Below are 22,928 nucleotides of genomic sequence, written 5' to 3'. Positions count from 1 at the left end.
CGATGCGTGCGGCGCTGGCCGCGCTCGTCGTCTGGGCGGCAGGGTCGGCAGGGCTGGCGGGAGTCGGGGCCGCGCACGCGGAAGTCGCGGCGGCCGACCCGATCGACGTCGCGATGCGGCAGTGTCTCGCGCGGCGCGACCGGTCGTCGCCGGCCGGCCAGATCCAGTGCATGGGCGAGGCGCAGCAGCAGTGGCAGGCCGTGATGGACGGCGCGTACCAGCGCCTGTTGAAGGATGCGCCGGCCGATGCGAAGCGCGGCTGGCAGGACAGCCAGCGCCATTGGCTCACGTGGCGCAAGGACGAAGTGCTTCTGCTGAAGGCCGTGTACGACACCACGCGCGGGACGTCGTACGCGATGTCGAGTGCCGACCTGCAGCTGCAGCCGGTGCGCGACCGTGCACTGGCGCTGCGCTGTGCGGCCGATCGCTATGCGCCGCCGCCCGCCGCCGTGCCGGTCGCGGCCACGAGCGGCGCGCAGGGCGGCGCGGGTGATGCCCCGAGCGCGGCCCAGGGCGGGGCCAAACCGAACGCCAAGCCGGCGAACGCGCCGCGCGATCCGGCCGTGCGCCGCGTGCGGCCGTGCGAACAGGACGCCGCGTGCGAGCATGCGCTGTTCGACCTGAACCGCTATTACCAGAAGCTGCGCCGCAAGATGCCCGCGCATTCGGCCGCGACGCTCGTCCGCGCGCAGCGCGCGTGGGTCGGGTTCCGCGATGCGACGGCACCGCTCGTCGGCGAGGACGGCCGCGTCGACCTGATCGGCGCGCGCATCGCGACGATGAAGCGGCTGTCGGAGACGGCCGGCAACAAGTAAGCGCAATGGCGACGCCGGTGATCCGGCGAGACGGCAAAAAGCAAAACGGGCACCCGAGAAGGTGCCCGTTTTTCATTTGGCGGCCGTGATTCAGGCGGGCCGTTGCGTATCGAGCTTGCCGAACCACGACGGCACGAGCGCGACCGCATCGTCGAGCGACGCGAGCACGTGCAGGCTCAGCGCGACGATTTCGGGCGTCGGCGCCTTCAGGTCGGGCACGGTAATGACCGATGCACCCGCGCCGGCGGCCGATTGCGCGCCGAAGTCGCTGTCCTCGAACGCGACGCAGGCGTGGGCCGGCACGCCGAGGCGTTCGGCCGCGAGCCGGTAGACGGCCGGGTCGGGCTTGCCGCGCGCGACTTCGTCGCCGCCCGCGATCGCGCGGAAGAACGGCAGCACGCCGACCGCGTCGAGCCGCACGCGGATGACCTCGCACGCGGACGACGACGCGACCGCGCACGGAATGCCGGCTTGCGCGAGCGCGTCGAGCAGCGCCAACGCGCCCGGCTTCAGCGGAAACTTCGGGTGCGGTTCGGGCGCCGCGAGCTGCTCGCGCACGCGGATGCGCACCGCGTCGAACGTATCGGGGTTGCCGATCAGCCGCGCCAGGATGACCTGGCCTTCGGCGAACGAGCGGCCGACGATCTGCAGGTAGTCGGTGGCGGTCAGCGTGACGCCGTGCGCATTCGACACGTCGATCCACGTGTTCATGATGGTCCGCTCGGAATCGACGAGCAGGCCGTCCATGTCGAAGAGCGCGGCGGAAAAGGTCATCGGCGGCATTCGGGAAGCAGGGAAGGCGATGGGCGGCGCGACGGCCGCCCGAATGAAAAACGGACGCCGAGGGCGTCCGTCCGGAACGGCAGGCTTACTGGCCGAGCGCGGCGCGCGCCGCCTTGACCGCCGCACGCACCTGGTCGGGCGCGGTGCCGCCCGGGTGGTTGCGGCTCGCGACCGAGCCCTCGAGCGTCAGGTAGCCGAACACGTCTTCGCCGATCAGGTGCGCGACGTTCGGCAGTTCCTGCTTCATCTCGTCGAGCGTCAGGTCGGCCAGGTCGATGCCGCGGTCGTCGCAGATCTTCACGGCGTGCGCGACGGCTTCGTGCGCATCGCGGAACGGCAGGCCGCGCTTCACGAGGTAGTCGGCGAGGTCGGTGGCGGTCGAGAAGCCCTGCAGCGCGGCCGCGCGCATCGCGTCCGGCTTCACGGTGATGCCGGCCACCATCTCGGCGAAGATCCGCAGCGTGTCGGCGACGGTGTCGACCGTGTCGAACAGCGGTTCCTTGTCTTCCTGGTTGTCCTTGTTGTACGCGAGCGGCTGGCCCTTCATCAGCGTCAGCAGCGCCATCAGGTGGCCGTTCACGCGGCCCGTCTTGCCGCGCGCGAGCTCGGGCACGTCCGGGTTCTTCTTCTGCGGCATGATCGAGCTGCCGGTGCAGAAGCGGTCGGCGATGTCGATGAAGCCGACGCGCGGGCTCATCCACAGCACGAGTTCTTCGGAGAAGCGCGACACGTGCGTCATCACGAGCGCGGAAGCCGCCGTGAATTCGATCGCGAAGTCGCGATCCGACACCGCGTCGAGCGAGTTCGCGCAGATGCCGTCGAAGCCGAGCGTCTTCGCCACCGCGTGACGATCGATCGGATAGCTCGTACCGGCGAGCGCGGCCGCGCCGAGCGGCAGGCGGTTCACGCGGGTGCGGCAGTCGCGCATGCGCTCCGCGTCGCGCGAGAACATCTCGACGTATGCGAGCAGGTGGTGGCCGAACGTGACGGGCTGGGCGACCTGCAGGTGCGTGAAGCCCGGCATGATCGTGTCGGCGTTCTGTTCCGCGAGGTCGAGCAACGCGCCGCGCAGGTCGTTCAGCAGGCCGCCGATGCGGTCGATCTCGCCGCGCAGCCACAGGCGGATGTCGGTCGCGACCTGGTCGTTACGCGAGCGGCCCGTGTGCAGGCGCTTGCCGGCGTCGCCGATCAGCGCGGTCAGGCGCGCCTCGATGTTCAGGTGAACGTCTTCCAGGTCGAGCTGCCATTCGAATTCGCCGCGCTCGATTTCACCCTTGATCTGCGTCATCCCGCGTTCGATCGCGGCCAGGTCGTCGGCGCTGATGATCTTCTGCGCGGCGAGCATGTTCGCGTGCGCGAGCGAGCCGGCGATGTCGACGAGCGCGAGGCGCTTGTCGAAAAATACCGACGACGTGTAGCGCTTGACCAGCTCGGACATCGGTTCCGAGAAGCGGGCCGACCAGGCCTCGCCCTTTTTGTGCAGTTGGGACGTCATGGCGATTCTTCGAAGGGAGATTGAGCGGCGTGCGCCGCCGAGGAATCCCGCGATTCTAACATTCGCGGGCCTGCCCGCCGCGGTGCGCGGCCGTTCGCGGCGGCCTGCCGACCGTGGCCGGCGCGGGCCGGCCCGTTCAGTCGCGCACCAGCACGACCAGCTTCAGGTCCTCGCGGTGCGCGGGCTTCAGCGTGATCTGCTGGTACACGAGGCGGCCGTCGGCCGGATGGTCGAATTCGCGCAGGCCGCCTTCGCGTTCGAATACGTCCTGCGATGCCCAGTACTGCGCGAAAGCGTCGCTGCCGGCGGTCAACGCGTCGATCAGTGCGCGCGTGGGCGCATCGGTCAGGTGACGGATCGAATCGGCGCGGAATTCGGCCGCGAGCCGCCGCGCGCGGGTTTCCCAGTCGACGATCAGCGTGCGCGCGGCCGGCGACATGAACGTGAAGCGCAGCAGGTTGCGGTCGTGCTCGCCGTCGAGCCAGCCGGAAAAGAGCGTGGCGGCCGGCGCATTCCAGGCGAGGGCGTTCCATTGCCGGTCGAGCACGTACGCGGGCGTCGCGATGGCCGTGACGGTCGCGGCGAGCGTCGGCGGCAGGTCGCCGGCCGCGACGTCGGGCTCGGCCGGGTCGCGCTGCGCGGCTAGCTCGAACAGGTAGGCGCGTTCGGCCTTCGACAGTTGCAGCGCGACGGCGATCCGCGCGAGCGCGTCGGCCGACGCCGACACCGGGCGGCCCTGTTCGATCCACGTGTACCAGGTCGGGCTGACGCCGCACAGTTGCGCGACTTCCTCGCGCCGCAGCCCCGGCGTGCGGCGGCGCGGGCCGGGCGGCAGGCCGACGGCCTGCGGCGACAGCCGCTCGCGGTGGGCGCGGATGAATTCGCCGAGTGCGCGGGCGGGCGAGGCGTCGAGCGGCGGGACGGGAGCGGAGGACGGGTGGTTCATGCGGAAACGGCGAAGTGGAAACGGGGGCGCGGCAACGGTCAGGCAGGTGTATCGAATACCAGAATAACTGCTTAACTTGTACTGGTACAAACGCAGGCCTATTGTAGCGGCTCGCGCGCTGGCAGGGCAGCGCGCGTCCCACAAAACGCGTTGCATGGGGCCGGAGCAGAGGCTGAGGCGTCTGTCGCACCGGCAACGGTACAAAGGAGCGAACGATGAAACACCACGACCAGGTCGCCGACGCATTCGGCACGACGGCCGCCGCCTATCTGACGAGCACGGTCCACGCGACGGGTGCCGATCTGCAGACGCTCGCGGACACGGTGCGCGCGACGCCCGATGCCGCGGTGCTCGATCTCGGCTGCGGCGCCGGCCATGCGAGCTTCGCGGTCGCGCCGCACGTGCGCGACGTGGTCGCCTACGATCTCGCCGCGCAGATGCTCGCGACCGTCGACGCCGCCGCGCGCGAACGCGGGCTCGCGAACATCCGTACGCAGCAGGGGCCGGCCGAGCAACTGCCGTTCGACACGGCGACGTTCGACTGGGTCGTGAGCCGGATGAGCGCGCACCACTGGCACGACATGCGCGCGGCGCTCGCCGAGGTGCGCCGCGTGCTGAAACCGGGCGGCCGCGTGTTGATGATCGATATCGCCGGCAACGACCATCCGCTTCTCGATACGTACCTGCAGGCCGCGGAGGTGCTGCGCGATGCGTCGCACGTGCGCGACTACCGGGCGGACGAATGGCTCGTGATGTTCCGCGAAGCCGGCTTCGACGCGCACGTGCACAGCCGCTGGCGGCTGCCGATCGATTTCGATACGTGGGTCGCGCGCATCCGCACGCCGGCCGACAGCGTCACCGGTATCCGCGCGCTGTGGGCGCATGCACCGGACGAGGTGCGCGGCTACTACGCGGTGCAGCCAGACGGGTCGTTCGAACACGACGCGTTGCTGCTCGACGCGCACTGAGCGCGAGGTGCACCGGCAGGGTTTCGCCCGCGCATGAAAAAGCCGCGATACGCATCATCGCGTATCGCGGCTTTCAAGACGTCAGTCGGTGCGGAATTATGCCGCGCCGCAGGCGGATCAGCCCGTGTTGCGCAGGCCGGCCGCGATCCCGTTGATCGTCAGGTGAATCCCGCGGCGCAGCCGCGCGTTCGTGTCGCCCGCGCGGTGGCGCTTGATCAGCTCGACCTGCAGGTGGTTCAGCGGATCGAGATACGGGAAGCGGTTCTTGATCGAGCGCGCGAGCAGCGGGTTGGTCGCGAGGCGGCCTTCGTGCCCGGTGATTTCCGCCAGCGCCTGCGACGTGCGCTCCCATTCCGCGACGATCCGCTCGAACACGTGCTTGCGCAGCTTGCGATCGGAAACGAGCTGCGCGTAGCGCGACGCGACCGCGAGGTCGGTCTTCGCGAGCACCATGTCCATGTTCGACAGCAGGTTCGAGAAGAACGGCCAGGTCTTGTTCATCTTCTTCAGCAGCGCGACACGCTTCGTGCGCTCGGCGTCGTCCTGCGCGCCGTCGAGATACGCGCTCACCGCGCTGCCGAAGCCGTACCAGCCCGTCAGCAGCAGCCGGCACTGGCCCCACGAGAAGCCCCACGGAATCGCGCGCAGGTCCTCGATCTTGCGCTGCTTCGGATCCTGCAGCTTGCGCGACGCCGGGCGGCTGCCGATGTTCAGCTCGGCGATCTCGGTGATCGGCGTCGACGAGAAGAAGTAGTCGGTGAAGCCCGGCGTTTCATAGACGAGCGCGCGGTACGCGGCCATCGCCGAATCGGACAGCGTCTGCATCGCGGCCTCGAACGCCGGCAACAGCGCGGGCGCGTTGTTCTGCGGCAGGAGCGTCGCTTCGAGCGTCGCGGCGACGACCGTCTCGAGGTTCCGGCGGCCGATCTCCGGGTTCGCGAACTTGCTCGCGATCACCTCGCCCTGTTCGGTCAGGCGAATCTGGCCGTTCACGGTGCCCGGCGGCTGCGACAGGATCGCCTGGTAGGTCGGGCCGCCGCCGCGGCCGACCGTGCCGCCGCGGCCGTGGAACAGGCGCAGCGTGATCTTGCGGTCGCGGAACAGGTCGACGAGCGCGAGCTCCGCGCGATACAGCTCCCAGTTCGACGTGAGGAAGCCGCCGTCCTTGTTGCTGTCCGAATAGCCGAGCATCACTTCCTGCTCGGCGCCCTGGTGGGCGATCAGCGCGTCGATGCCCGGCAGTGCGAAGTACTCGCGCATGATCCGCGCGGCGTCGCGCAGGTCGGGAATCGTCTCGAACAGCGGGATCACCATCAGGCTGTTCTTCGCATCGCCGCCCGAGACGCCGAGCGCGCCTTCGAGCAGGCCCGTCTCTTTTTGCAGCAGCAGCACTTCGACGAGGTCGCTGACGGTTTCCGTATGCGAAATGATGTAGTTGCGTACCGCGCGTGCGCCGAATTGCGCGCGGACTTCGCGCGCCTTCTCGAACACGCCGAGCTCGCTTTGCGCGAGCGCCGAGTATTCGAAATACGGCGAGCGCAGCGGACGCGGATCGGCGAGCGCCGCGAGCAGCACGCGCAGCTTGTCTTCCTCGGCGAGCGCCGCGTAGTCGGCCTCGACGCCCGCGCGGGCGAACAGTTCGGCGACCACGGCTTCGTGGATGTCGGAGCTCTGGCGCAGGTCGATGCTCGCGAGATGGAAGCCGAACACTTCGGCCGCGCGCACCAGAGGCGCGAGGCGCGGCGCGGCGAGCGACGTGCCGTGATGTTCGTCGAGCGACGCGGTCAGCACCTTCAGGTCGGCGACGAACGCTTCGGAATCCGCGTACGGGATCGCACGCACGGGCGGCGCGCCGCGGCCCGCGCTGCGCACCGGCACCGTGCCTTCGCCGAGACGCACGCGCGCGCTGGCGGCGAGGCGCGTGTAGATGCCGATCAGCGCGCGGCGATACGGTTCGTCCACGCGGTGCGGCGACTGGTCGGGCGAAGCTGCCGCGAGCGCCTTCACGGCGTCGTTCGCGCCGACGAGCAGGTTCGACACCGACAGCTCGGCGCCGAGCTTGTGCACCTGTTCCAGATAGTGCTCGAGGATCACCGCGGCCTGGCGGTTGATCGCTTCGTCGAGCGTCGGCGCGGTCACGTTCGGGTTGCCGTCGCGGTCGCCGCCGATCCAGCTGCCCATCTGGAAGAACGCGGGTACGCGCGCGGACAGGCCGTGCTCGGCGAGCGCGGCCTCGATGTCGCCGTACAGCGCGGGCAGTTCGTCGAGGAACGTCGCGCGGTAGTACGACAGCGCGTTCTCGATCTCGTCGCCGACCGTCAGGCGCGAGTCGCGCAGCATGCGGGTCTGCCACAGCGCGGTGACGCGCGCGCGCAGCATCGCTTCGTTGTGCTGGCGCTCGCGGCTCGTCAGTTCCTGGTCGCGTTCGGCGAGCAGGCGCGCGATGTCGTGCTGGGCGTCGAGGATGCTCTTGCGCTGCACCTCGGTCGGGTGCGCGGTCAGCACCGGCACGATCAGCGCATCGTCGAAGAAGCGCTGCAGCAGGCGCTTCGACGCGTTGCCGGTCGTCTTCAGTTGTTCGAGCGCGTACGCGACGGTGCCGGGCTGCGACGCGGAGCCGGCGAGCGCATGGATGCGGCGGCGGCGGTTGTGGTGGCGGTCTTCCGCGATGTTCGCGAGGTGCGAGAAATAGCTGAACGCGCGCACGACGCTCACCGTCTGCTCCGGCGTCAGCTTGCGCAGCTTCTTCTCGAGCGTCTGCGCGGCTTCGCTGTCGTCCTCGCGGCGGAACTTGACCGCGGTCTGGCGGATCGTCTCGACGACGTCAAACACGGTGTCGCCTTCCTGCTCGCGCACGACGTCGCCGAGCAGGCGGCCGAGGAAGCGGATGTCTTCGAACAGCGGGCCGTCCTTGTCGTCGCGCGTGCGCGTGCCGGACTTCGGCGCGGCGGCCGTGCGGGCCGCGGTGCGGGCAGCCGGGCCGGCGGCTTTCGTCGCGCGTTTTGTCTGACGTATCGGGTCTTTCGGTTTCGTTGCCGTTTTCGCACGGCCGTTCGCGGCGGTGGCGACGGTGTCCGTCGAGGCGTCGGAGGAGGGCAGGGCAGCATTGCGGCGCGCCGTACGCGCCGATCCGGAAGACTTCACGATGGGTTTCCTTGGGAAAGCTCGAGTCAAAAGGAACTGCGGAAACTGCGAAACTGCGGTCAAGCAACCAGCTACGTGCGGCACATCCGCGCATCGGCGCCGCGACCCGCTCGGCGGCAGGCCGGGCGCAGGCTCCAGGCCCGGGCGGGCAAGGGCGTGCGTGCTACCATTGTTCGATCTTCAATCCCGTCCTTCGATGTTCCAGCAATGAATTCCGAGACCCCCGCGGCCGGGCCGCAACAGGCACAGTCGCCCGCGACGTTGACGATTGCTTCGCGCGAAAGCCGCCTGGCGATGTGGCAAGCCGAACATGTGCGTGATGCGCTGCGCAAATTATATCCAGCTTGTGAGGTGAAAATCCTCGGGATGACGACGCGCGGCGACCAGATTCTCGATCGCACGCTGTCGAAAGTCGGCGGTAAGGGTCTGTTCGTGAAGGAACTGGAGGCCGCGCTGGCCGACGGCCGCGCCGATCTCGCCGTGCATTCGCTGAAGGACGTGCCGATGGCGCTGCCCGACGGCTTCTCGCTCGCCGCGATCATGGAACGCGAGGACCCGCGCGATGCATTCGTGTCGAACGACTACGCGTCGCTCGACGCGCTGCCGGCCGGCGCCGTGGTCGGTACGTCGAGCCTGCGCCGCGAGGCGATGCTGCGCTCGCGCTACCCGCACCTGGACGTGCTGCCGCTGCGCGGCAACCTCGACACGCGCCTCGCGAAGCTCGATCGCGGCGACTACGCGGCGATCATCCTCGCGGCCGCCGGCCTGAAGCGCCTCGGCCTCGAAGCGCGGATCCGCGCGCTGCTCGACGTCGAGGCGAGCCCGCCCGCCGCGGGCCAGGGCGCGCTCGGCATCGAGATCGCATCGCACCGCGACGACGTCGCCGCATGGCTCGCACCGCTGCACGACCCGCAGACCGCGCTCGCGGTCGAGGCCGAGCGGATGGTGTCGCGCGCGCTCGGCGGCAGCTGCGAGGTGCCGCTCGCCGCGCACGCGGTGTGGCGCGCGGGCGAACTGTACCTGACGGGCCGTGTGTCGACGACCGACGGCAAGCGCGTGCTGACGGCCGAGGAGTGCGGGGCAGTCATGACCGTCGCCGATGCGCTCGCGCTCGGCCGCGCCGTGTCCGACGAGCTCGAGGCGCAAGGCGCGCTCGACATCGTCCGGGCGCTGCTCGCGGGCTCGCAGGCCGCCGGCAAGGGCGACGCCTGATGGCGGGCGGCGCGCGCGCGTTCACCGCTGTCCTGACGCGCCCGGACGGCCAGTCCGGCGCGCTGGCGTCGCAACTGGCCGAGGCCGGCTGCGACGTGCTCGAATTCCCGTTGATCGACATCGCGCCGGTCGACGATCCCGCGCCGCTCGACGCGGCATTCGCGGCGCTCGCCGACTACGCGCTGGTGATTTTCGTCTCGCCGAACGCGATCGACCGCGCGCTCGCGCAGTACGGCGCGATCTGGCCGAACGCGCTGCCGGTCGGCGTGGTCGGGCCCGGCAGCGTCGCGGCGCTCGAGCGTCACGGCATCGCGGCGCCCGCGCATCGCGTGATCGCGCCGCAGGCGCCGGCCGACGGCGGCGTACCCCATTACGATTCGGAAAGCCTGTTCGCGTGCATCGAGGCCGCGTTCGGCGGCGCGCAGGCGCTGGCGGGCAAGCGCGTGCTGATCGTGCGCGGCGACGGCGGTCGCGAATGGCTCGCCGAACGATTGCGCGAGGCCGGCGCGGACGTCACGCTCGTCGCCGCCTACCGGCGCGTCGTGCCCGAGCCGCGCGTCGGCGCGTGGGAGCGCGTGCATGCGCTGCTCCACGGCGAACCGCATGCATGGCTCGTCACGAGCTCGGAAGGCGTGCGCAACCTGCACGAACTCGCGCGGGCGCACCTGAACGATGCCGAGATCGACGCGCTGAAGCACGCGCCGCTCGTGACGCCGCATCCGCGGATCGAGCAGACCGCGCGTTCATTGGGTTTTGATAGGATTACGCTGACCGGCGCGGGCGATGAGCGCATCGTCCGCGCGTTTCGAACGATGGCCGAGGAGGCCGTCCAACCGGCGACAGCCGCACCGGTGACTAAACGCATGACAGATACCAACGATTCCAAAAGCGTCGCTTCCCAGCCGGCCGCTGCATCCGCACCGCCGTCCCGCCCCGCCTACATGGGCGCCGAACCGCCCGCGCGCCGTGGCGGCAGCGCGGTGCTGTGGTTCGTCGTCGTCGTGCTCGGCTGCGCGGCGGGCGTCGGCGGCTACGCGCTGAACCGCAAGATCGACCGGCTCGACGGCACGTTCGTCACGCGCCAGAAGGCGCTCGACGCGCAGACGGCCGAGACGCGCATGAAGACCGAGCAGGCGCTCGCGAGCACGCACCAGGTCGACACGCAGCTTGCGCAGCTCGACGGCAAGCTCGCCGACGCGCAGAGCGCGCAGCAGGCGCTGCAGCAGCAATACCAGGACCTGTCGCGCAACCGCGACGCGTGGATGCTCGAGGAGGTCGACCAGATGCTGTCGAGCGCGAGCCAGCAGCTTCAGTTGACCGGCAACACGCAGCTCGCGCTGATCGCGCTGCAGAACGCCGACGCGCGCCTCGCCACGTCGCAGAGCGCGCAGGCCGTCACGGTCCGCAAGGCGCTCGCGCTGGACATCGAGAAGCTGAAGGCCGCGCCGGCGGCCGACCTCACGGGTCTGGCGATCAAGCTCGACGATGCGATCGCGAAGATCGACGCGCTGCCGCTGTCCGGCGAGGCGATCGTCCCCCACGAGGCGCCGAAGGCCGCGCCGGCCGACACCGCGTCGTCGGCCGTGGCCGGCGAGCCGCGCTGGAAGGTGTGGTGGCACGACTTCTCGGCCGGCCTCGGCCAGCAGTTGAAGGGGCTCGTGCAGGTGCGCCGCATCGACAACGCGGACGCGATGCTCGCGTCGCCCGACCAGGGCTACTTCGTGCGCGAGAACGTGAAGCTGCGCCTGCTGACCGCCCGCCTGTCGCTGCTCGCGCGCAACGACGGCGCGATGAAGGCCGACCTGCACGCCGCACAGGCGTCGCTCGGGAAGTATTTCGACCAGGCATCGAAGGACACGCAGACCGTCGAGGATCTGCTCAAGCAGGTTGACGGCGCATCGCTGACGGTTGCGGTGCCGAACCTGAACACGAGCCTGAACGCCGTTCAGCAGTTCAAGAGCCGGGGGTAACGATGACGCTTCGAGGAATCGTCTGGCTCGCGGTCCTGTTCGCGATCGCCGCGGCGCTCGCCACCGTCGGCCGTTTTGACGCGGGGCAGGTACTGCTCGTCTATCCGCCGTACCGGATCGACGTGTCGCTGAACCTGTTCGTGATCGCCATCGTCGTGCTGTTCATCGTCGTGTATGCGCTGCTGCGCATCGTGCGCAACATCTGGCGCATGCCGCAGCGGGTCGCCGCGTATCGGGCGCGCTCGCGCAACGAGAAGGCACAGGCATCGCTGCGCGACGCGATCGCGAACCTGTATGCGGGCCGCTTCTCGCGCGCGGAGAAGGCCGCGCGTGAAGCGCTGTCGGTCGATGCGAACCTGGGCGCCGCGAGTCTCGTCGGGGCCACCGCCGCGCACCGGATGCACGAGTACACGCGCCGCGACGACTGGCTGTCGAAGGTCGACGCGCCGGAATGGCAGGATGCACGGCTGCTCGCCGCGGCCGACATGCGCGCGGATGCGCGTGATGCCGACGGCGCGCTTGCCGCGCTGGCCGACCTGCAGGCGGGCGGCAAGCGCATCCATGCGCAACAGGTCGCGCTGCGCGCGCAGCAGCAGTTGAAGAACTGGGCCGAGGTGCTGAAGCTCGCGAAAGCGCTCGAGAAGCGCGAGGCGCTGCATCCGGCGGCGGCCGTGCGGCTGCGCCAGCAGGCCGCGGAAAACCTGCTGCGCGAACGCCGGCACGACCCGGACGCGCTGCTCGAGGTGTGGCAGTCGCTGTCGCCGGCCGAGCGCCAGTCGCCGCGTCTTGCCGATCTCGCCGCCGATCTGCTCGTCCCGCTCGAGCGCCGCAACGAAGCGCGCCGCATCGTCGAGGACGCGCTCGCGCACAACTGGGATGCGCGCCTGCTGCGCCGTTACCCGGATACGGCCGGCGCCGATGCGCTGCCGCTGATCCAGAAGGCGGAAGGGTGGAAGAAGGATCACCCGGAGGATGCCGACCTGCTGTTCGCGCTCGGTCGCCTGTGCCAGCAGCAGCAGCTGTGGGGCAAGGCGCAGTCGTTCCTGGAATCGGCACTGAAGCTGGCCGACAACGAGGCGCTGAAGGTGCGTGCGCATCGCGCGCTCGCGCGGCTGTTCGAGCATCTCGGCGAAACCGACAAGGCTGCGAAGCATTACCGCGAAAGCGCGCTGGCGATTACCGTGGTCTGATGCCGGCCACTCGGGCCGCCTGCTGCAGGCGGCTCGTACACCCCGCGCAAAAAGCCCCGAAGGCCTTTCCGGCATTCGGGGCTTTTTTTCGTCCGGGGTGGGCCCGGACGACACGTCACGCGCCGAGCTTGCGCAGCAGGTCGTCCTCGCGGGCGACGAACCACACCGATTGCCCGCGATTGGACTCGCGTACGAGCGCGCGAAGCGCTTCGCTGCGCGCGAGCCGGTGGTCGATATCGCCGACCACGCCGAGCCGGACGCCGTAGTTGACGAGTTTCTGCAGCACGGCGCCTGCCAGCCCGCTGTCGAGCCGGTAGAAGTCGTCGTGCAGCGCGTTGGCGGGCACCGCGATCCAGTCGGCTTCGTGCTCGTGCGCGAGGGCGACGAGGTCGAGCGCATCGCTTTCGCGCTGAACCGGGCCAGCGGCGGGATCGCGGACCAGCACACGGTGGCCGGCCGCCTGGACGATTCGGTGGTGCATGCGGGTGGGCTCCCTGCGTTACTTGTCGACCAGCCGCTTCGGCACCGACAGCGCCAGCAGCCCGCCGAGCACGAGGAACCCGGCGAGCATGTACATGCCCGAATCGTTGGCGCCCGTTGCCTGCTTGAGCCAGCCCATCATGTACGGGCTGAGGAAGCCGGCGAGGTTGCCGATCGAGTTGATCATCGCGATGCCGGCCGCGGCCGCCGTGCCGCCGAGGAACGCGGTCGGCAGGCTCCAGAACAGCGGCAGCGTCGTCAGGATGCCGATCGTCGCGAGCGTGAGGCCGAGCATCGCGAGCGCGGTCTGGTGCGCCCAGATCACCGACAGCACGAGCCCGAGCGCGCCGATCGCGGCCGGAATCGCGACGTGCCAGCGGCGCTCGCGGTGCCGGTCCGCGCTGCGTGCGATCAGGATCATCGCGACCACGGCAGCCGCATACGGAATCGCCGACAGCAGGCCGATCATGAACGTGTCGGTCACGCCCGTCGCCTTGATGATGGTCGGCAGCCAGAAGCCGACACCGTAGAGCCCCATCACGAACGAGAAGTAGATCGACGCCATCAGCCACACGCGCGGGCTCGCCATCACGGCGCCGAGCGGCGGGTCTTCCTTGGTGGCCTCTTCAGCAGCGACGTTGCGCGTGAGCAGCGCCTTTTCGTCGTCGGTCAGCCAGTTCGCCTTCTCGATCCGCTCGTCCAGCTTGAGGAACACGATCACGCCGACCAGCACCGACGGGATACCCTCGAGCAGGAACAGCCATTGCCAGCCGTGCCACCCGCTGATGCCGTCGAACGTCTTCAGGATGAAGCCCGAGAGCGGCCCGCCGATCACGCCGGACAGCGCGACGGCGGTCATGAAGAACGTCGTCATCCGGCCGCGCCGGTGTGCGGGATACCAGTAGGTGAGGTAGAGGATCACGCCGGGGAAGAAGCCGGCCTCGGCGACGCCGAGCAGGAAGCGCATCACATAGAACATCGTGGGCGTCGTGACGAACATCGTCAGGATCGAGATGACGCCCCACGTCGCCATGATCCGCGCGATCCACACGCGCGCGCCGACCCTGTGCAGGATGATGTTGCTCGGCACTTCGAAGAGGAAGTAGCCGAAGAAGAAGATCCCGGCGCCGAGCCCGTAGACGGTGTCGCTGAGGTTCAGGTCGCTCGCCATCTGCAGCTTCGCGAACCCGACGTTCACGCGGTCGAGATACGCGACCACGTAGCACAGCAGCAGGAGCGGCACGAGCCGCCACGACACCTTGCGGTAGGTTGCTTCCTCGAATGCGCCGGACGAGCCCGGCAGCGACTGCGTCGATGTTGCCATGTTGTCTCCTGTCCTTATGGTTTCGTGCGAGGCAATGCGTGGATGCCGTGCCGGCCGGCGAAACCCGGCGCGGTGCGCGAACAGCCCGGTGCGGCTAGATGCAGCGTCCGCCGTCAACTTCGAGACAAACGCCCGTGATGAATTCAGCTTCGTCGGAGGCAAGGTAAAGCGCGGCGTTCGCGATGTCCTGCGGCGTCGAGAAGCGGCCGAGCGGGATCGTCGCGAGGAACCGGCTGCGGTTCTCGGGGGTATCCTCGCAGCCCATGAATTCGGTCATCAACGCCGTTTCGCCGAGCACGGGGTTGATGCAGTTCACGCGGATGCGGTCGGCGCCGAGTTCGGCCGCGAGCGACTTGCTTGCGGTAATCATCGCGCCCTTCGTGCTGTTGTACCAGACGAGGCCGGGCCGCGGCCGCACGCCGGCCGTCGACGCGACGTTCACGAACACGCCGCCGCCCTGTTCGCGAAAGTACGGCACGAAGGTCTGCACGCACCAGAACAGGCTCTTCATGTTGACCGCGTACACGCGGTCGAATTCGGCTTCCGTCACGTCGAGCACCGGCTTGTTGCGGTGCGTGGTGCCGGCGTTGTTCACGACGATCTGCACCGCATGGAAATCGTCGAGCGAGGCTTGCAGCAGCGCGTGCCAGTCGTCCTGCCTCGACACGTCGCCGGCCACCGCGATGGCTTTGCCGCCCGCGAGCGCGATCTCGCTCGCGACGCGCTCGGCTGCCGCGCCATTCAGGTCGTTGACGACGACGTTCGCGCCTTCGCGCGCATAGGTCTTCGCGATGCCTTCGCCGAATCCCGAGCCGCCGCCCGTGACGATTGCCGTCTTGCCGCTCAACCGCATGGTGTGTCTCCTGTGCTGGATATGAGTGTCGTCGTGCTTCGGCACGCGGCCGGGTGCTGCCGGCCGCGTGCCAGGTGCTGCATGCGGCGCGGTCAGCCGTGCCGGATCGCGATCGTCTTCAGCGTGGTGAAGCCGTACAGTGCCTCGAAGCCTTTCTCGCGGCCATGCCCCGAGTGGCCGACGCCGCCGAACGGCAGCTCGACGCCGCCGCCCGCGCCGTAGTTGTTGATGAACACCTGTCCCGCGCGCAGGCGCCGCGCAAGACGCATCTGGCGCGCGCCGTCGCGCGTCCAGATGCCCGCGACGAGGCCGTACGGCGTGCCGTTCGCCAGTGCGACGGCTTCGTCCTCGTCGACGAAACGCATCGCGGCGAGCACGGGGCCGAACACCTCCTCCTGTGCGAGCCGGTGCGACGGCGGCACGTCGCGCAGCAGCGCGGGCGCCTGGTAGAAGCCGCTTTCGGGCGCGTCGGCGACGACCTGCCCGTGCGCGGCCATCGGAATGCCGTCGTGCTGCGCATCGGACAGGAAATCCCACACGCGCTGCTGCTGTTTCGCGTTGATCAGCGGGCCGCAGTCGAGGTCGGCGCGGCTCGGGCCGACGCGCAGCCCGTTGAACGCGGTGGCGAGGCGCTCGAGGAGCGGCTCGTACACCGCGCGCTCGATCAGCACGCGGCTGCCGGCCGAACAGGTCTGCCCGCCGTTCTGCACGATCGCGGACACGAGCACGGGCAGCGCCGCTTCGAGATCGGCGTCGGCGAACACGATCTGCGGCGACTTGCCGCCGAGTTCGAGTGTGACGGGTACGTGGTTCTCGGCCGCCATCTGCGTGACCAGCTTGCCGGTGGCCGGCGATCCCGTGAACGAGATGTGGTCGATGCCGGGATGGCGTGCGAGCGCGGCGCCGGCTTCATGGCCGTAGCCGGTGACGATGTTCAGCGCACCGGCCGGCACCCCGGCCTCGATGGCCAGCTCGGCGACGCGCAGCAACGACAGGCACGCATCCTCGGCCGGCTTGACGACACAGGCGTTGCCGGCCGCGAGCGCGGCGCCGACGCTGCGCCCGAAGATCTGCATCGGGTAGTTCCACGGCACGATGTGGCCCGTGACGCCGTGCGGCTCGCGCACCGTCAGCACCGTGTAGCCGGCTTGATAGGGGAGGGTTTCGCCGTGCAGCTTGTCGGCGGCGCCTGCGTAGAACTCGAAGTAGCGCGAGAGCGCGGCTGCGTCGGCGCGTGCCTGTTTCAGCGGCTTGCCGGTGTCGCGCGCTTCGATCGCGGCGAGTTCCTCGATCGAGGCGGCGACACGCGCCGACAGGCGCATCAGCACGCGGCCGCGCTCGGCGGCGCTGGCGGCGCCCCACGGGCCCGCGAATGCGTCGCGGGCCGCGGCGACCGCGCGCTCGATGTCGGGCGCCGTGCCGCGGGCGATCGACGCGAACGGCTGGCCGTCGGACGGATCGACGACCGCGATGGTTTCCAGTTGCGCGGGCAACGTCCATTCGCCCGCGATGAAGTGCTTCGCCTCTTCCATGCCAGCTCCTGTCGACCCGAGTTAGCGCTTCAGCGCTTACTCGGGTCCCATGCTTCGCGGTCGACCCGAGTTGGCGCTTCAGCGCTCACCCGAGCCCCATGCTTCGCGGTCGACCCGAGTTGGCGCTTCAGCGCTTACCCGAGCCCCATGCTTCGGGGTCGCCCCGAGTTAGCACTTCAGCGCCCACCCGAGCCCCATGCCTCGCGGTCGGCCGGCGACAGCGCTTCCACCACCGACACCGATTCCACGTATCACGGCCAATGATTCAACGGCCGTGCATCCGGAACGATTATCGGCCGATCGTCATCCGGACGCCACCGGTCGATTGGCTATAATGGCGCATTCCCTTGCGGGGCGCCTGCGGCGATGCATCGGCCGCGGCGCCCTGTCCCGAATTCCCATCGACCTACAGAGAGTGCTCATGAGCTTCAATCATGTTCCGGCCGGCAAGGACCTGCCGCAAGATTTCAACGTGATCATCGAGATTCCCGCGCAAAGCGATCCGGTGAAGTACGAGGCGGACAAGGAACTGGGCCTTCTCGTCGTCGACCGCTTCATCGGCACGGGCATGCGCTATCCGGTGAACTACGGCTACATCCCGCAGACGCTGTCGGGCGATGGCGATCCGGTCGACGTGCTCGTGATCACGCCGTTCCCGCTGCTGGCAGGCTCGATCGTGCGCTCGCGCGTGCTCGGCATGCTGCAGATGACCGACGAGTCGGGCGTCGACGCGAAGCTGGTCGCCGTGCCGCACGACAAGGTCTGCCCGATGACGGCCAACCTGAAGTCGATCGACGACGTGCCCGAGTACCTGAAGGACCAGATCAAGCACTTCTTCGAGCAATACAAGGCGCTCGAGAAGGGCAAGTGGGTGAAGGTCGAAGGCTGGGCCGGCATCGAAGCCGCGCACAAGGAAATCACCGACGGCGCAGCGAACTACAAGAAGTAAGCGGCGTACCGGCCGACGGCCGGTTCGTGCGAAACGCCAACCGCGCGTGTCTCCTCAGGAGGCCGCGCGGTTTTGTTTTGTGCGTTGGGGCCGCTTGCGTACGGCGGCGGGTACGGCCGCCGGCGACGGGGCGGTGGACGGCGCTTCCTTCGTGCGCTTCGCGCGGCGAGGGACAACGGGAGCCGCTGGCGCATCGGCGGCTTCGGTAGCCGCCGGGCGGCGGCGACCCGAGGCGGGCGCGGCATCTTCGCGTCCGTTCGTGACGAGTTTGCCGCTGGCTGCAGGCGCCTTTGCTTTCGACGAAGCGCGTGCGGCCGGCTTGTCCTTTTTTACCGGTGTGTCGCGCGACGAAGTCTTTTTTGCGACCCCATCGCTTTCGGGCTTCTTGCGCTTTGCGACCGGGGCGGCTTTTGTCGCCGTGGGAGGCTTGGGGGCTTTGGCTTCTGCAGGCTTGTCGACCTTTTCGGCTTTCCCGGCTTTCCCGGCTTTTCCGGGCTTCTTCGGGCTTTTGCCCGTCTCGACCGTCTGTTCCGCACGGTCGACGTTCTTCGCCTTCTTCCGCCCGCGCGCACCGGCCTTCAACCCGGCCGCGTCACCGCTCGTATCGACGGCCACGACGGCCGGCAGTACCGACTCCAGCGTCCGCAACCCGGCCGCCAGTTCCCGCTTCTGCACCGCCGTGAGCTGCTTCACCCAGTACTCGGCGCGCGACGCGCTCGACCGGTCGGGCAGTGGAAACGACGCGAGCACCGCACGCGGCTTGCGCGAGCGCGTATAGCGCGCGCCCTTGCCGGATGCGTGCTCGTCGAAGCGCGCGGCAACGTCGGTCGTGATGCCCGTATAGACGCTGTCGTCGGCGCATTCGATCAGATACAGAAACCAGGACATGGCAGGGCGGCAGGATACGAAGCCGCCAGTGTCTCAGAAAAAGCGCTCGTCAACGCCACCGCTCGCCGTGCCCGTCGCGAAAGCGGCTCGGCGCCGCGCCGAGTTCGCGCGTGAAGAAGCGCGTGAACGCGCTCGTCGAACGGAAGCCGACCCGCGCGCCGATCTCGCCGATCGGCAGTTGCGTATTCAGCAGCAGGTCGCGCGCTTCACCGAGCCGTGCCTGCGCGACGAGCGCGTGAAACCCGACCGCTTCGCGATGCAGCCGCCGGCGCAGTGTCCAGCGCGACATCGCGAAGCGCGCGCAGACGTGCTCCATCAGCGTGTCGGACGGCACGTCGGCGTCGTCGGACGTGCGCAGCCAGTCGCGCACGCATTGCTCGACCGACGCGCCGAACGTCGAGCGGGCGCGCACGCGCTCGCGCGCGGCGTCGGCCGCATGACGCTGGATGTCCGCGAGCGGCGCGTTGTAGCACTCGAACGGCGTGTCGAAGCGCGCGGAGCGCAGCACGACGCGGTTGCATGCGGCATCGAACGACACCGCCGCGCCGAGGAGATCGCGCAATGCGGCCGTCGGCGCGAACGCGCGCCCCGCGAACGCGGCTTCGTCGACCCGCACGTGCGGATCGTACAGACGCGCGAGCGCGACGAGGATCGCGAAATTCGCGAACGCGCTGCTGGCGGGCCGGCCGTCACCCTCGTTCACGTACTCGAGTGCGATCGCGCTGCCCGTCTCATGCGCGAAAAGCCAGTCGACGTTGCCGATCAGTTCGCGGTAGCGCAGGTAGCCGTGCAGCGCGTCGCGCAGCGTCGCGGCGTTGCAGGTGATGCCCGCGAGCTCGGGGAATGGCGCGAGCCACGGCACGACCTGCGGCGGCGGCCGATGCCAGGACAACGGCCAGTCGCTCATCAGCCGCATCGCGGCGACGTGCCGATCGCCGGGGATCCGCCGCGCGTCGTCGGCGAGATCGGCCGCGCCGATGCCGAGCGTCGTATACAGCGGCGCGATGTCGAAGCCGTTGCGGCGCATGTCGTCGAGCGCCTGTCGGTAAACCCGGACGGATACCGATTTCTGTCGTAACTCCATGTCTCTCTCCATGACCTTCGGGTTGCCCCCGCTGCGAGAGGTCAGGTACGGCTCCTGCCGGTCAAGCATGGTGACCGGTCGATTTTTTTTGAACTGGGACGCTGGAGTGGGATGACAAGTACAACAGATCGATTCGGGCGGATCAACGAAAACTTCGCTGTTCCGGGGTTCGACGATTGCGTCGCGTGGGCGCCCGTGGCTTCGTCGCATGCCGGGGCCCTTGATGACGTTACGCGCCGCCGCGCCGGAACGGATCGTGTTCGCGCAGTTCGTCGACGTACGCGTGGATATGCTCGGTCTCGCGTTCGAGAAAGCGTGCGACCGCGTCCGAGAACGCCGGGTGTGCGAGCCAGTGCGCGGAGTGCGTGACGGTCGGCAGGAAGCCGCGCGCGAGCTTGTGTTCGCCCTGTGCGCCGCCTTCGAACGTATCGAGTCCGGCCTCGATGCAGAATTCGAGCAACTGGTAGTAGGCCGTTTCGAAATGCAGGCAGGGCACGTGTTCGAGCGCGCCCCAATAGCGGCCGTACAGCGTGCCGCCGCCGTTTTCGCCGCGCCGGTAGACGGCGAGCGCACTCGCGATCGGCTGCCCGCCGGCTTCCGCGATCACGAGCAGCAGGTTCTCCGGCATCGTCGCGCCGATCGTGCGGAAGAAGTCGAGATTCAGGTACGGGCTGGAATAGTGTTCGCGATAGGTCTGCCGGTAGCAGCGCGAGAAGAAACGCCAGTCGGCGTCGGTGATCTGGTCGCCGGTGAGCCGCCGGAACGTCACGCCCGCGTCGTGCACCTTGCGCCGTTCGGCACGGATGTTCTTGCGCTTCTTCTGCTCGAGCGTGCCGAGGAAATCGTCGAAGTGGCGGTAGCCGCCGTTGATCCAGTGGAACTGCACGCCTTCGCGCAGCATCATCCCCATCGATTCGAGAAGCGCCGCTTCGTCGCCGGTCGGAAACAGCACGTGCAGCGACGACACGTCGCTCTGCTCGGCGAACGCGAGCAGCGTGGCCGCGAGCCGGCGGCGCGCGTCGTCGTCGGCCGCGAGCAGGCGCGTGCCCTGCACGGGCGTGAACGGCACCGCGCACAGCAGCTTCGGGTAGTAGGGCAGGTCGTTGCGCTGGTACGCGTCGGCCCACGCCCAGTCGAACACGTATTCGCCGTACGAATGCTGTTTCGCGTACACCGGCGCGGCGGCCGCGAGGCGGCCGGTGCGCTCGTCGGTCAGCGTGACGAAGTGCGGCGACCAGCCGGTATCGTCGACCGCGCAGCGCGCGACGTGCAGCGCGGCGAGGAATTCGTGGCGCAGGAAGGGTGTCGGCTGCGCGTCGCGGGCGAGCAGCGCGTTCCATTCTTCGGCCGGCACCTCCGCGGGGGACGACAGGATGCCCGTGCGATAATCGATGCGTTCGTGTTTCAAGCGTGAATCCGTACCGTTCTGTGTCGCCGGATGCGCGGGCCTGCACGGCCCGCACCGGGACGATTTCGTCAGCCGTTCAGGGCGCGCCGCCGGGCTGCGCCGATCCCGCCATGAAGACCCGACTCGCTCTCGCCCAGATCAACGTCACCGTCGGCGACTTCGCCGGCAACGTCGCGCGAATCGTCGCGGCCGCCCGCGCTGCGCACAACGATGGTGCGCAGCTGATGGTCGCGCCGGAACTCGCGCTGTCCGGCTATCCGCCGGAAGATCTGCTGCTGCGGCCCGCGTTCTACGCGGCGGCGGCCTCGGCACTCGACGCGCTCGCCGACGCGCTGAAGGCATTCGACGGGCTCGCGGTGCTGGTCGGCCATCCGCTGCGCGGCATGGGCGAAGGCGCGCACGCGCCAGCCGTCGATGGTAATGCAAACCGCCCGATCGAGCGCGGCGTGCCGCCCACCGATACCTATAACGCGGTTTCCCTGATCGTCGGCGGCGAGATCGTCGGCACCTACCGCAAGCAGGATCTGCCGAACGCCGAGGTGTTCGACGAGAAGCGCTACTTCGCGACCGACGCCGAGCCGCTCGTGTTCGAGCTGAACGGCGTGAAATACGGCGTGATCATCTGCGAGGATGCGTGGCACGCGTCGGCCGCGCAGATCGCAAAGGCGGCCGGCGCGCAGGTACTGCTGATCCCGAACGGCTCGCCGTACCACATGAACAAGGAAGCGGTGCGCTTCGACATCCTGCGCGCACGGATTCGCGAAACCGGGCTGCCGATGGTGTACGTGAACCTCGTCGGCGGCCAGGACGAACTCGTGTTCGACGGCGGCTCGTTCGTGCTCGACGCGCAGGGCGCGCTCGTCGCGAAGATGCCGCAGTTCGTCGAGGGGCACGCGATCGTCGAATTCGACGGCGCGCGGCCGCTGCCGGGCGCGATCGCGCCCGAGCTGTCGACGCACGCGCAGGTGTATCGCGCGCTCGTGACCGGCGTGCGCGACTACATCGGCAAGAACGGGTTTCCGGGCGTGCTGATCGGGCTGTCGGGCGGCGTCGATTCGGCGCTGGTGCTGGCCGTCGCATGCGATGCGCTCGGGCCGGAGCGCGTGCGCGCGGTGATGATGCCGTCGCGCTTCACGGCCGACATCTCGACCACCGATGCGGCGGAGATGGCGCGGCGCGTCGGCGTGCGCTACGACGAGATCGCGATCGCGCCGATGTTCGATGCGTTCCGCGCATCGCTCGCGGGCGAGTTCGCGGGCCGCGCGGAAGACGCGACGGAGGAGAACATCCAGGCGCGCATTCGCGGCACGCTGCTGATGGCGCTGTCGAACAAGTTCGGCTCGATCGTGCTGACGACCGGCAACAAGAGCGAGATGGCGGTCGGCTACTGCACGCTGTACGGCGACATGGCCGGCGGGTTCGCGGTGATCAAGGACATCGCGAAGACGCTCGTGTACCGGTTGTGCCGCTATCGCAACGAAACGGCCGACTACCCGCTGCGCGACGTGATCCCGGAGCGGATCCTCACGCGCGCGCCGTCGGCCGAGCTGCGCGAGAACCAGACCGACCAGGACAGCCTGCCGCCGTACGACGTGCTCGACGCGATCATGCGGATGTACATGGAAGAGGACCGGCCGCTCGCCGAGATCGTCGCGGCCGGTTACGCGCAGGCCGACGTCGAACGCGTGACGCGGCTCATCAAGATCAACGAATACAAGCGCCGCCAGGCGCCGATCGGCATTCGCGTCACGCATCGCGCGTTCGGGCGCGACTGGCGCTACCCGATCACGTCACGGTTTACCGAACGTCTCGATTGAGCGGTGCTGGGCCGCGTGCGGCTCGCAGGCTTACAATCGGGGTCGCGATTTTGCATCCAAACGAGCATTG

At 69.0% G+C, this 22,928-nt stretch carries 18 protein-coding genes; 7 read left to right on the top strand and 11 right to left on the bottom strand.

Annotated features, from left to right (window positions below):
* Positions 1 to 2 precede the first annotated feature (2 nt).
* A complete protein-coding gene (locus LGM56_RS25975) occupies positions 3 to 815 on the top strand; it encodes a lysozyme inhibitor LprI family protein (protein WP_413226801.1) in 813 nt (270 codons plus the stop codon).
* A 90-nt stretch (positions 816 to 905) separates the two neighbouring features.
* On the opposite strand, the gene LGM56_RS25970 is transcribed toward LGM56_RS25975, so the two are convergent.
* The 3 genes from LGM56_RS25970 to LGM56_RS25960 form a co-directional block, all read right to left on the bottom strand.
* On the bottom strand, positions 906 to 1,589 hold the full coding sequence (locus LGM56_RS25970) for an HAD family hydrolase (RefSeq protein ID WP_226207116.1): 684 nt from the start codon (positions 1,587 to 1,589) through the stop codon (positions 906 to 908).
* Between the two features lie 94 nt (positions 1,590 to 1,683).
* Positions 1,684 to 3,093 (bottom strand): argininosuccinate lyase, encoded by a 1,410-nt coding sequence (argH, locus tag LGM56_RS25965; protein WP_089431567.1) that lies wholly within the window; start codon positions 3,091 to 3,093, stop codon positions 1,684 to 1,686.
* A 136-nt stretch (positions 3,094 to 3,229) separates the two neighbouring features.
* Positions 3,230 to 4,039, bottom strand: coding sequence for a helix-turn-helix transcriptional regulator (locus tag LGM56_RS25960; protein ID WP_226207115.1), 810 nt, complete (start codon positions 4,037 to 4,039; stop codon positions 3,230 to 3,232).
* A gap of 215 nt (positions 4,040 to 4,254) precedes the next feature.
* Here LGM56_RS25960 and LGM56_RS25955 point away from each other — a divergent pair, with 215 nt between their 5' ends.
* Positions 4,255 to 5,007: a class I SAM-dependent methyltransferase gene (locus tag LGM56_RS25955; protein ID WP_226207114.1), complete on the top strand. Its 753-nt coding sequence runs from the start codon at positions 4,255 to 4,257 to the stop codon at positions 5,005 to 5,007.
* A 117-nt stretch (positions 5,008 to 5,124) separates the two neighbouring features.
* Here LGM56_RS25955 and ppc read toward each other — a convergent pair whose 3' ends face one another.
* A complete protein-coding gene (ppc, locus tag LGM56_RS25950; RefSeq protein ID WP_226207113.1) occupies positions 5,125 to 8,151 on the bottom strand; it encodes a phosphoenolpyruvate carboxylase in 3,027 nt (1,008 codons plus the stop codon).
* Positions 8,152 to 8,358: 207 nt separating this feature from the next.
* Between ppc and hemC the strand changes: the two genes are divergently transcribed.
* Genes hemC through LGM56_RS25935 form a run of 3 tightly spaced genes read left to right on the top strand, consistent with a single transcriptional unit; the run spans position 8,359 to position 12,523 of the window.
* Entirely contained in the window at positions 8,359 to 9,363 is a 1,005-nt protein-coding gene (gene hemC / locus LGM56_RS25945) for a hydroxymethylbilane synthase (protein ID WP_226207112.1), read from the top strand.
* The gene (gene hemDX / locus LGM56_RS25940; RefSeq protein WP_089495418.1) at positions 9,363 to 11,333 is read left to right on the top strand and encodes a fused uroporphyrinogen-III synthase HemD/membrane protein HemX; all 1,971 of its coding nucleotides are present in this window, start codon (positions 9,363 to 9,365) and stop codon (positions 11,331 to 11,333) included. Before hemC ends, hemDX begins: the two co-directional genes overlap by 1 nt.
* Before the next feature lie 2 nt (positions 11,334 to 11,335).
* The gene (locus LGM56_RS25935; RefSeq protein WP_089426083.1) at positions 11,336 to 12,523 is read left to right on the top strand and encodes a heme biosynthesis protein HemY; all 1,188 of its coding nucleotides are present in this window, start codon (positions 11,336 to 11,338) and stop codon (positions 12,521 to 12,523) included.
* A 115-nt stretch (positions 12,524 to 12,638) separates the two neighbouring features.
* Here the strand turns inward: LGM56_RS25935 and LGM56_RS25930 are convergent, their stop codons facing one another.
* The 4 genes from LGM56_RS25930 to LGM56_RS25915 all read right to left on the bottom strand — a co-directional run bounded on the left by LGM56_RS25930 (position 12,639) and on the right by LGM56_RS25915 (position 16,712).
* Positions 12,639 to 13,004 (bottom strand): DUF4180 domain-containing protein, encoded by a 366-nt coding sequence (locus tag LGM56_RS25930; protein WP_226207111.1) that lies wholly within the window; start codon positions 13,002 to 13,004, stop codon positions 12,639 to 12,641.
* 18 nt (positions 13,005 to 13,022) lie between these two features.
* Positions 13,023 to 14,327 carry an MFS transporter gene (locus LGM56_RS25925; protein ID WP_226207110.1) on the bottom strand — a complete coding sequence of 435 codons (1,305 nt, stop codon included), beginning with the start codon at positions 14,325 to 14,327 and terminating at the stop codon, positions 13,023 to 13,025.
* 94 nt (positions 14,328 to 14,421) lie between these two features.
* The gene (locus LGM56_RS25920; RefSeq protein WP_089431563.1) at positions 14,422 to 15,180 is read right to left on the bottom strand and encodes an SDR family oxidoreductase; all 759 of its coding nucleotides are present in this window, start codon (positions 15,178 to 15,180) and stop codon (positions 14,422 to 14,424) included.
* Positions 15,181 to 15,272: 92 nt separating this feature from the next.
* Entirely contained in the window at positions 15,273 to 16,712 is a 1,440-nt protein-coding gene (locus tag LGM56_RS25915) for an aldehyde dehydrogenase family protein (RefSeq protein ID WP_226207109.1), read from the bottom strand.
* A 421-nt stretch (positions 16,713 to 17,133) separates the two neighbouring features.
* On the opposite strand from LGM56_RS25915, the gene ppa reads away from it, so the two are divergent.
* Positions 17,134 to 17,661, top strand: a complete 528-nt coding sequence (gene ppa / locus LGM56_RS25910) for an inorganic diphosphatase (protein WP_011352863.1) — start codon at positions 17,134 to 17,136, stop codon at positions 17,659 to 17,661.
* Between the two features lie 54 nt (positions 17,662 to 17,715).
* On the opposite strand, the gene LGM56_RS25905 is transcribed toward ppa, so the two are convergent.
* From LGM56_RS25905 to LGM56_RS25895, 3 genes are all read right to left on the bottom strand, one after another.
* Positions 17,716 to 18,549, bottom strand: a complete 834-nt coding sequence (locus tag LGM56_RS25905) for a GIY-YIG nuclease family protein (RefSeq protein WP_226207108.1) — start codon at positions 18,547 to 18,549, stop codon at positions 17,716 to 17,718.
* Between the two features lie 49 nt (positions 18,550 to 18,598).
* A complete protein-coding gene (locus LGM56_RS25900; protein ID WP_226207107.1) occupies positions 18,599 to 19,633 on the bottom strand; it encodes a helix-turn-helix transcriptional regulator in 1,035 nt (344 codons plus the stop codon).
* Positions 19,634 to 19,862: 229 nt separating this feature from the next.
* Positions 19,863 to 21,041, bottom strand: a complete 1,179-nt coding sequence (locus LGM56_RS25895; RefSeq protein ID WP_226207106.1) for a GNAT family N-acetyltransferase — start codon at positions 21,039 to 21,041, stop codon at positions 19,863 to 19,865.
* A gap of 110 nt (positions 21,042 to 21,151) precedes the next feature.
* Between LGM56_RS25895 and LGM56_RS25890 the strand changes: the two genes are divergently transcribed.
* On the top strand, positions 21,152 to 22,858 hold the full coding sequence (locus LGM56_RS25890; RefSeq protein ID WP_226207105.1) for an NAD+ synthase: 1,707 nt from the start codon (positions 21,152 to 21,154) through the stop codon (positions 22,856 to 22,858).
* Positions 22,859 to 22,928: the final 70 nt, after the last annotated feature.

Source organism: Burkholderia sp. AU38729 (assembly GCF_020419725.1).
Taxonomy (GTDB): Bacteria; Pseudomonadota; Gammaproteobacteria; order Burkholderiales; family Burkholderiaceae; genus Burkholderia.
The sequence above is the reverse complement of the archived record's forward strand: the minus strand, read 5'-3'. Positions and strand labels throughout refer to the sequence as shown.

Coding starts and splice junctions, on each gene's coding strand:
- argH (WP_089431567.1), bottom strand. CDS start 3,093: ATGACGTCCCAACTGCACAAAAAGGGCGAGGCCTGGTCGGCCCGCTTC.
- hemC (WP_226207112.1), top strand. CDS start 8,359: ATGAATTCCGAGACCCCCGCGGCCGGGCCGCAACAGGCACAGTCGCCC.
- LGM56_RS25930 (WP_226207111.1), bottom strand. CDS start 13,004: ATGCACCACCGAATCGTCCAGGCGGCCGGCCACCGTGTGCTGGTCCGC.
- hemDX (WP_089495418.1), top strand. CDS start 9,363: ATGGCGGGCGGCGCGCGCGCGTTCACCGCTGTCCTGACGCGCCCGGAC.
- LGM56_RS25975 (WP_413226801.1), top strand. CDS start 3: ATGCGTGCGGCGCTGGCCGCGCTCGTCGTCTGGGCGGCAGGGTCGGCA.
- LGM56_RS25905 (WP_226207108.1), bottom strand. CDS start 18,549: ATGTCCTGGTTTCTGTATCTGATCGAATGCGCCGACGACAGCGTCTAT.
- LGM56_RS25920 (WP_089431563.1), bottom strand. CDS start 15,180: ATGCGGTTGAGCGGCAAGACGGCAATCGTCACGGGCGGCGGCTCGGGA.
- LGM56_RS25900 (WP_226207107.1), bottom strand. CDS start 19,633: ATGGAGTTACGACAGAAATCGGTATCCGTCCGGGTTTACCGACAGGCG.
- ppa (WP_011352863.1), top strand. CDS start 17,134: ATGAGCTTCAATCATGTTCCGGCCGGCAAGGACCTGCCGCAAGATTTC.
- LGM56_RS25955 (WP_226207114.1), top strand. CDS start 4,255: ATGAAACACCACGACCAGGTCGCCGACGCATTCGGCACGACGGCCGCC.
- LGM56_RS25960 (WP_226207115.1), bottom strand. CDS start 4,039: ATGAACCACCCGTCCTCCGCTCCCGTCCCGCCGCTCGACGCCTCGCCC.
- LGM56_RS25970 (WP_226207116.1), bottom strand. CDS start 1,589: ATGACCTTTTCCGCCGCGCTCTTCGACATGGACGGCCTGCTCGTCGAT.
- LGM56_RS25915 (WP_226207109.1), bottom strand. CDS start 16,712: ATGGAAGAGGCGAAGCACTTCATCGCGGGCGAATGGACGTTGCCCGCG.
- LGM56_RS25935 (WP_089426083.1), top strand. CDS start 11,336: ATGACGCTTCGAGGAATCGTCTGGCTCGCGGTCCTGTTCGCGATCGCC.
- LGM56_RS25890 (WP_226207105.1), top strand. CDS start 21,152: ATGAAGACCCGACTCGCTCTCGCCCAGATCAACGTCACCGTCGGCGAC.
- LGM56_RS25925 (WP_226207110.1), bottom strand. CDS start 14,327: ATGGCAACATCGACGCAGTCGCTGCCGGGCTCGTCCGGCGCATTCGAG.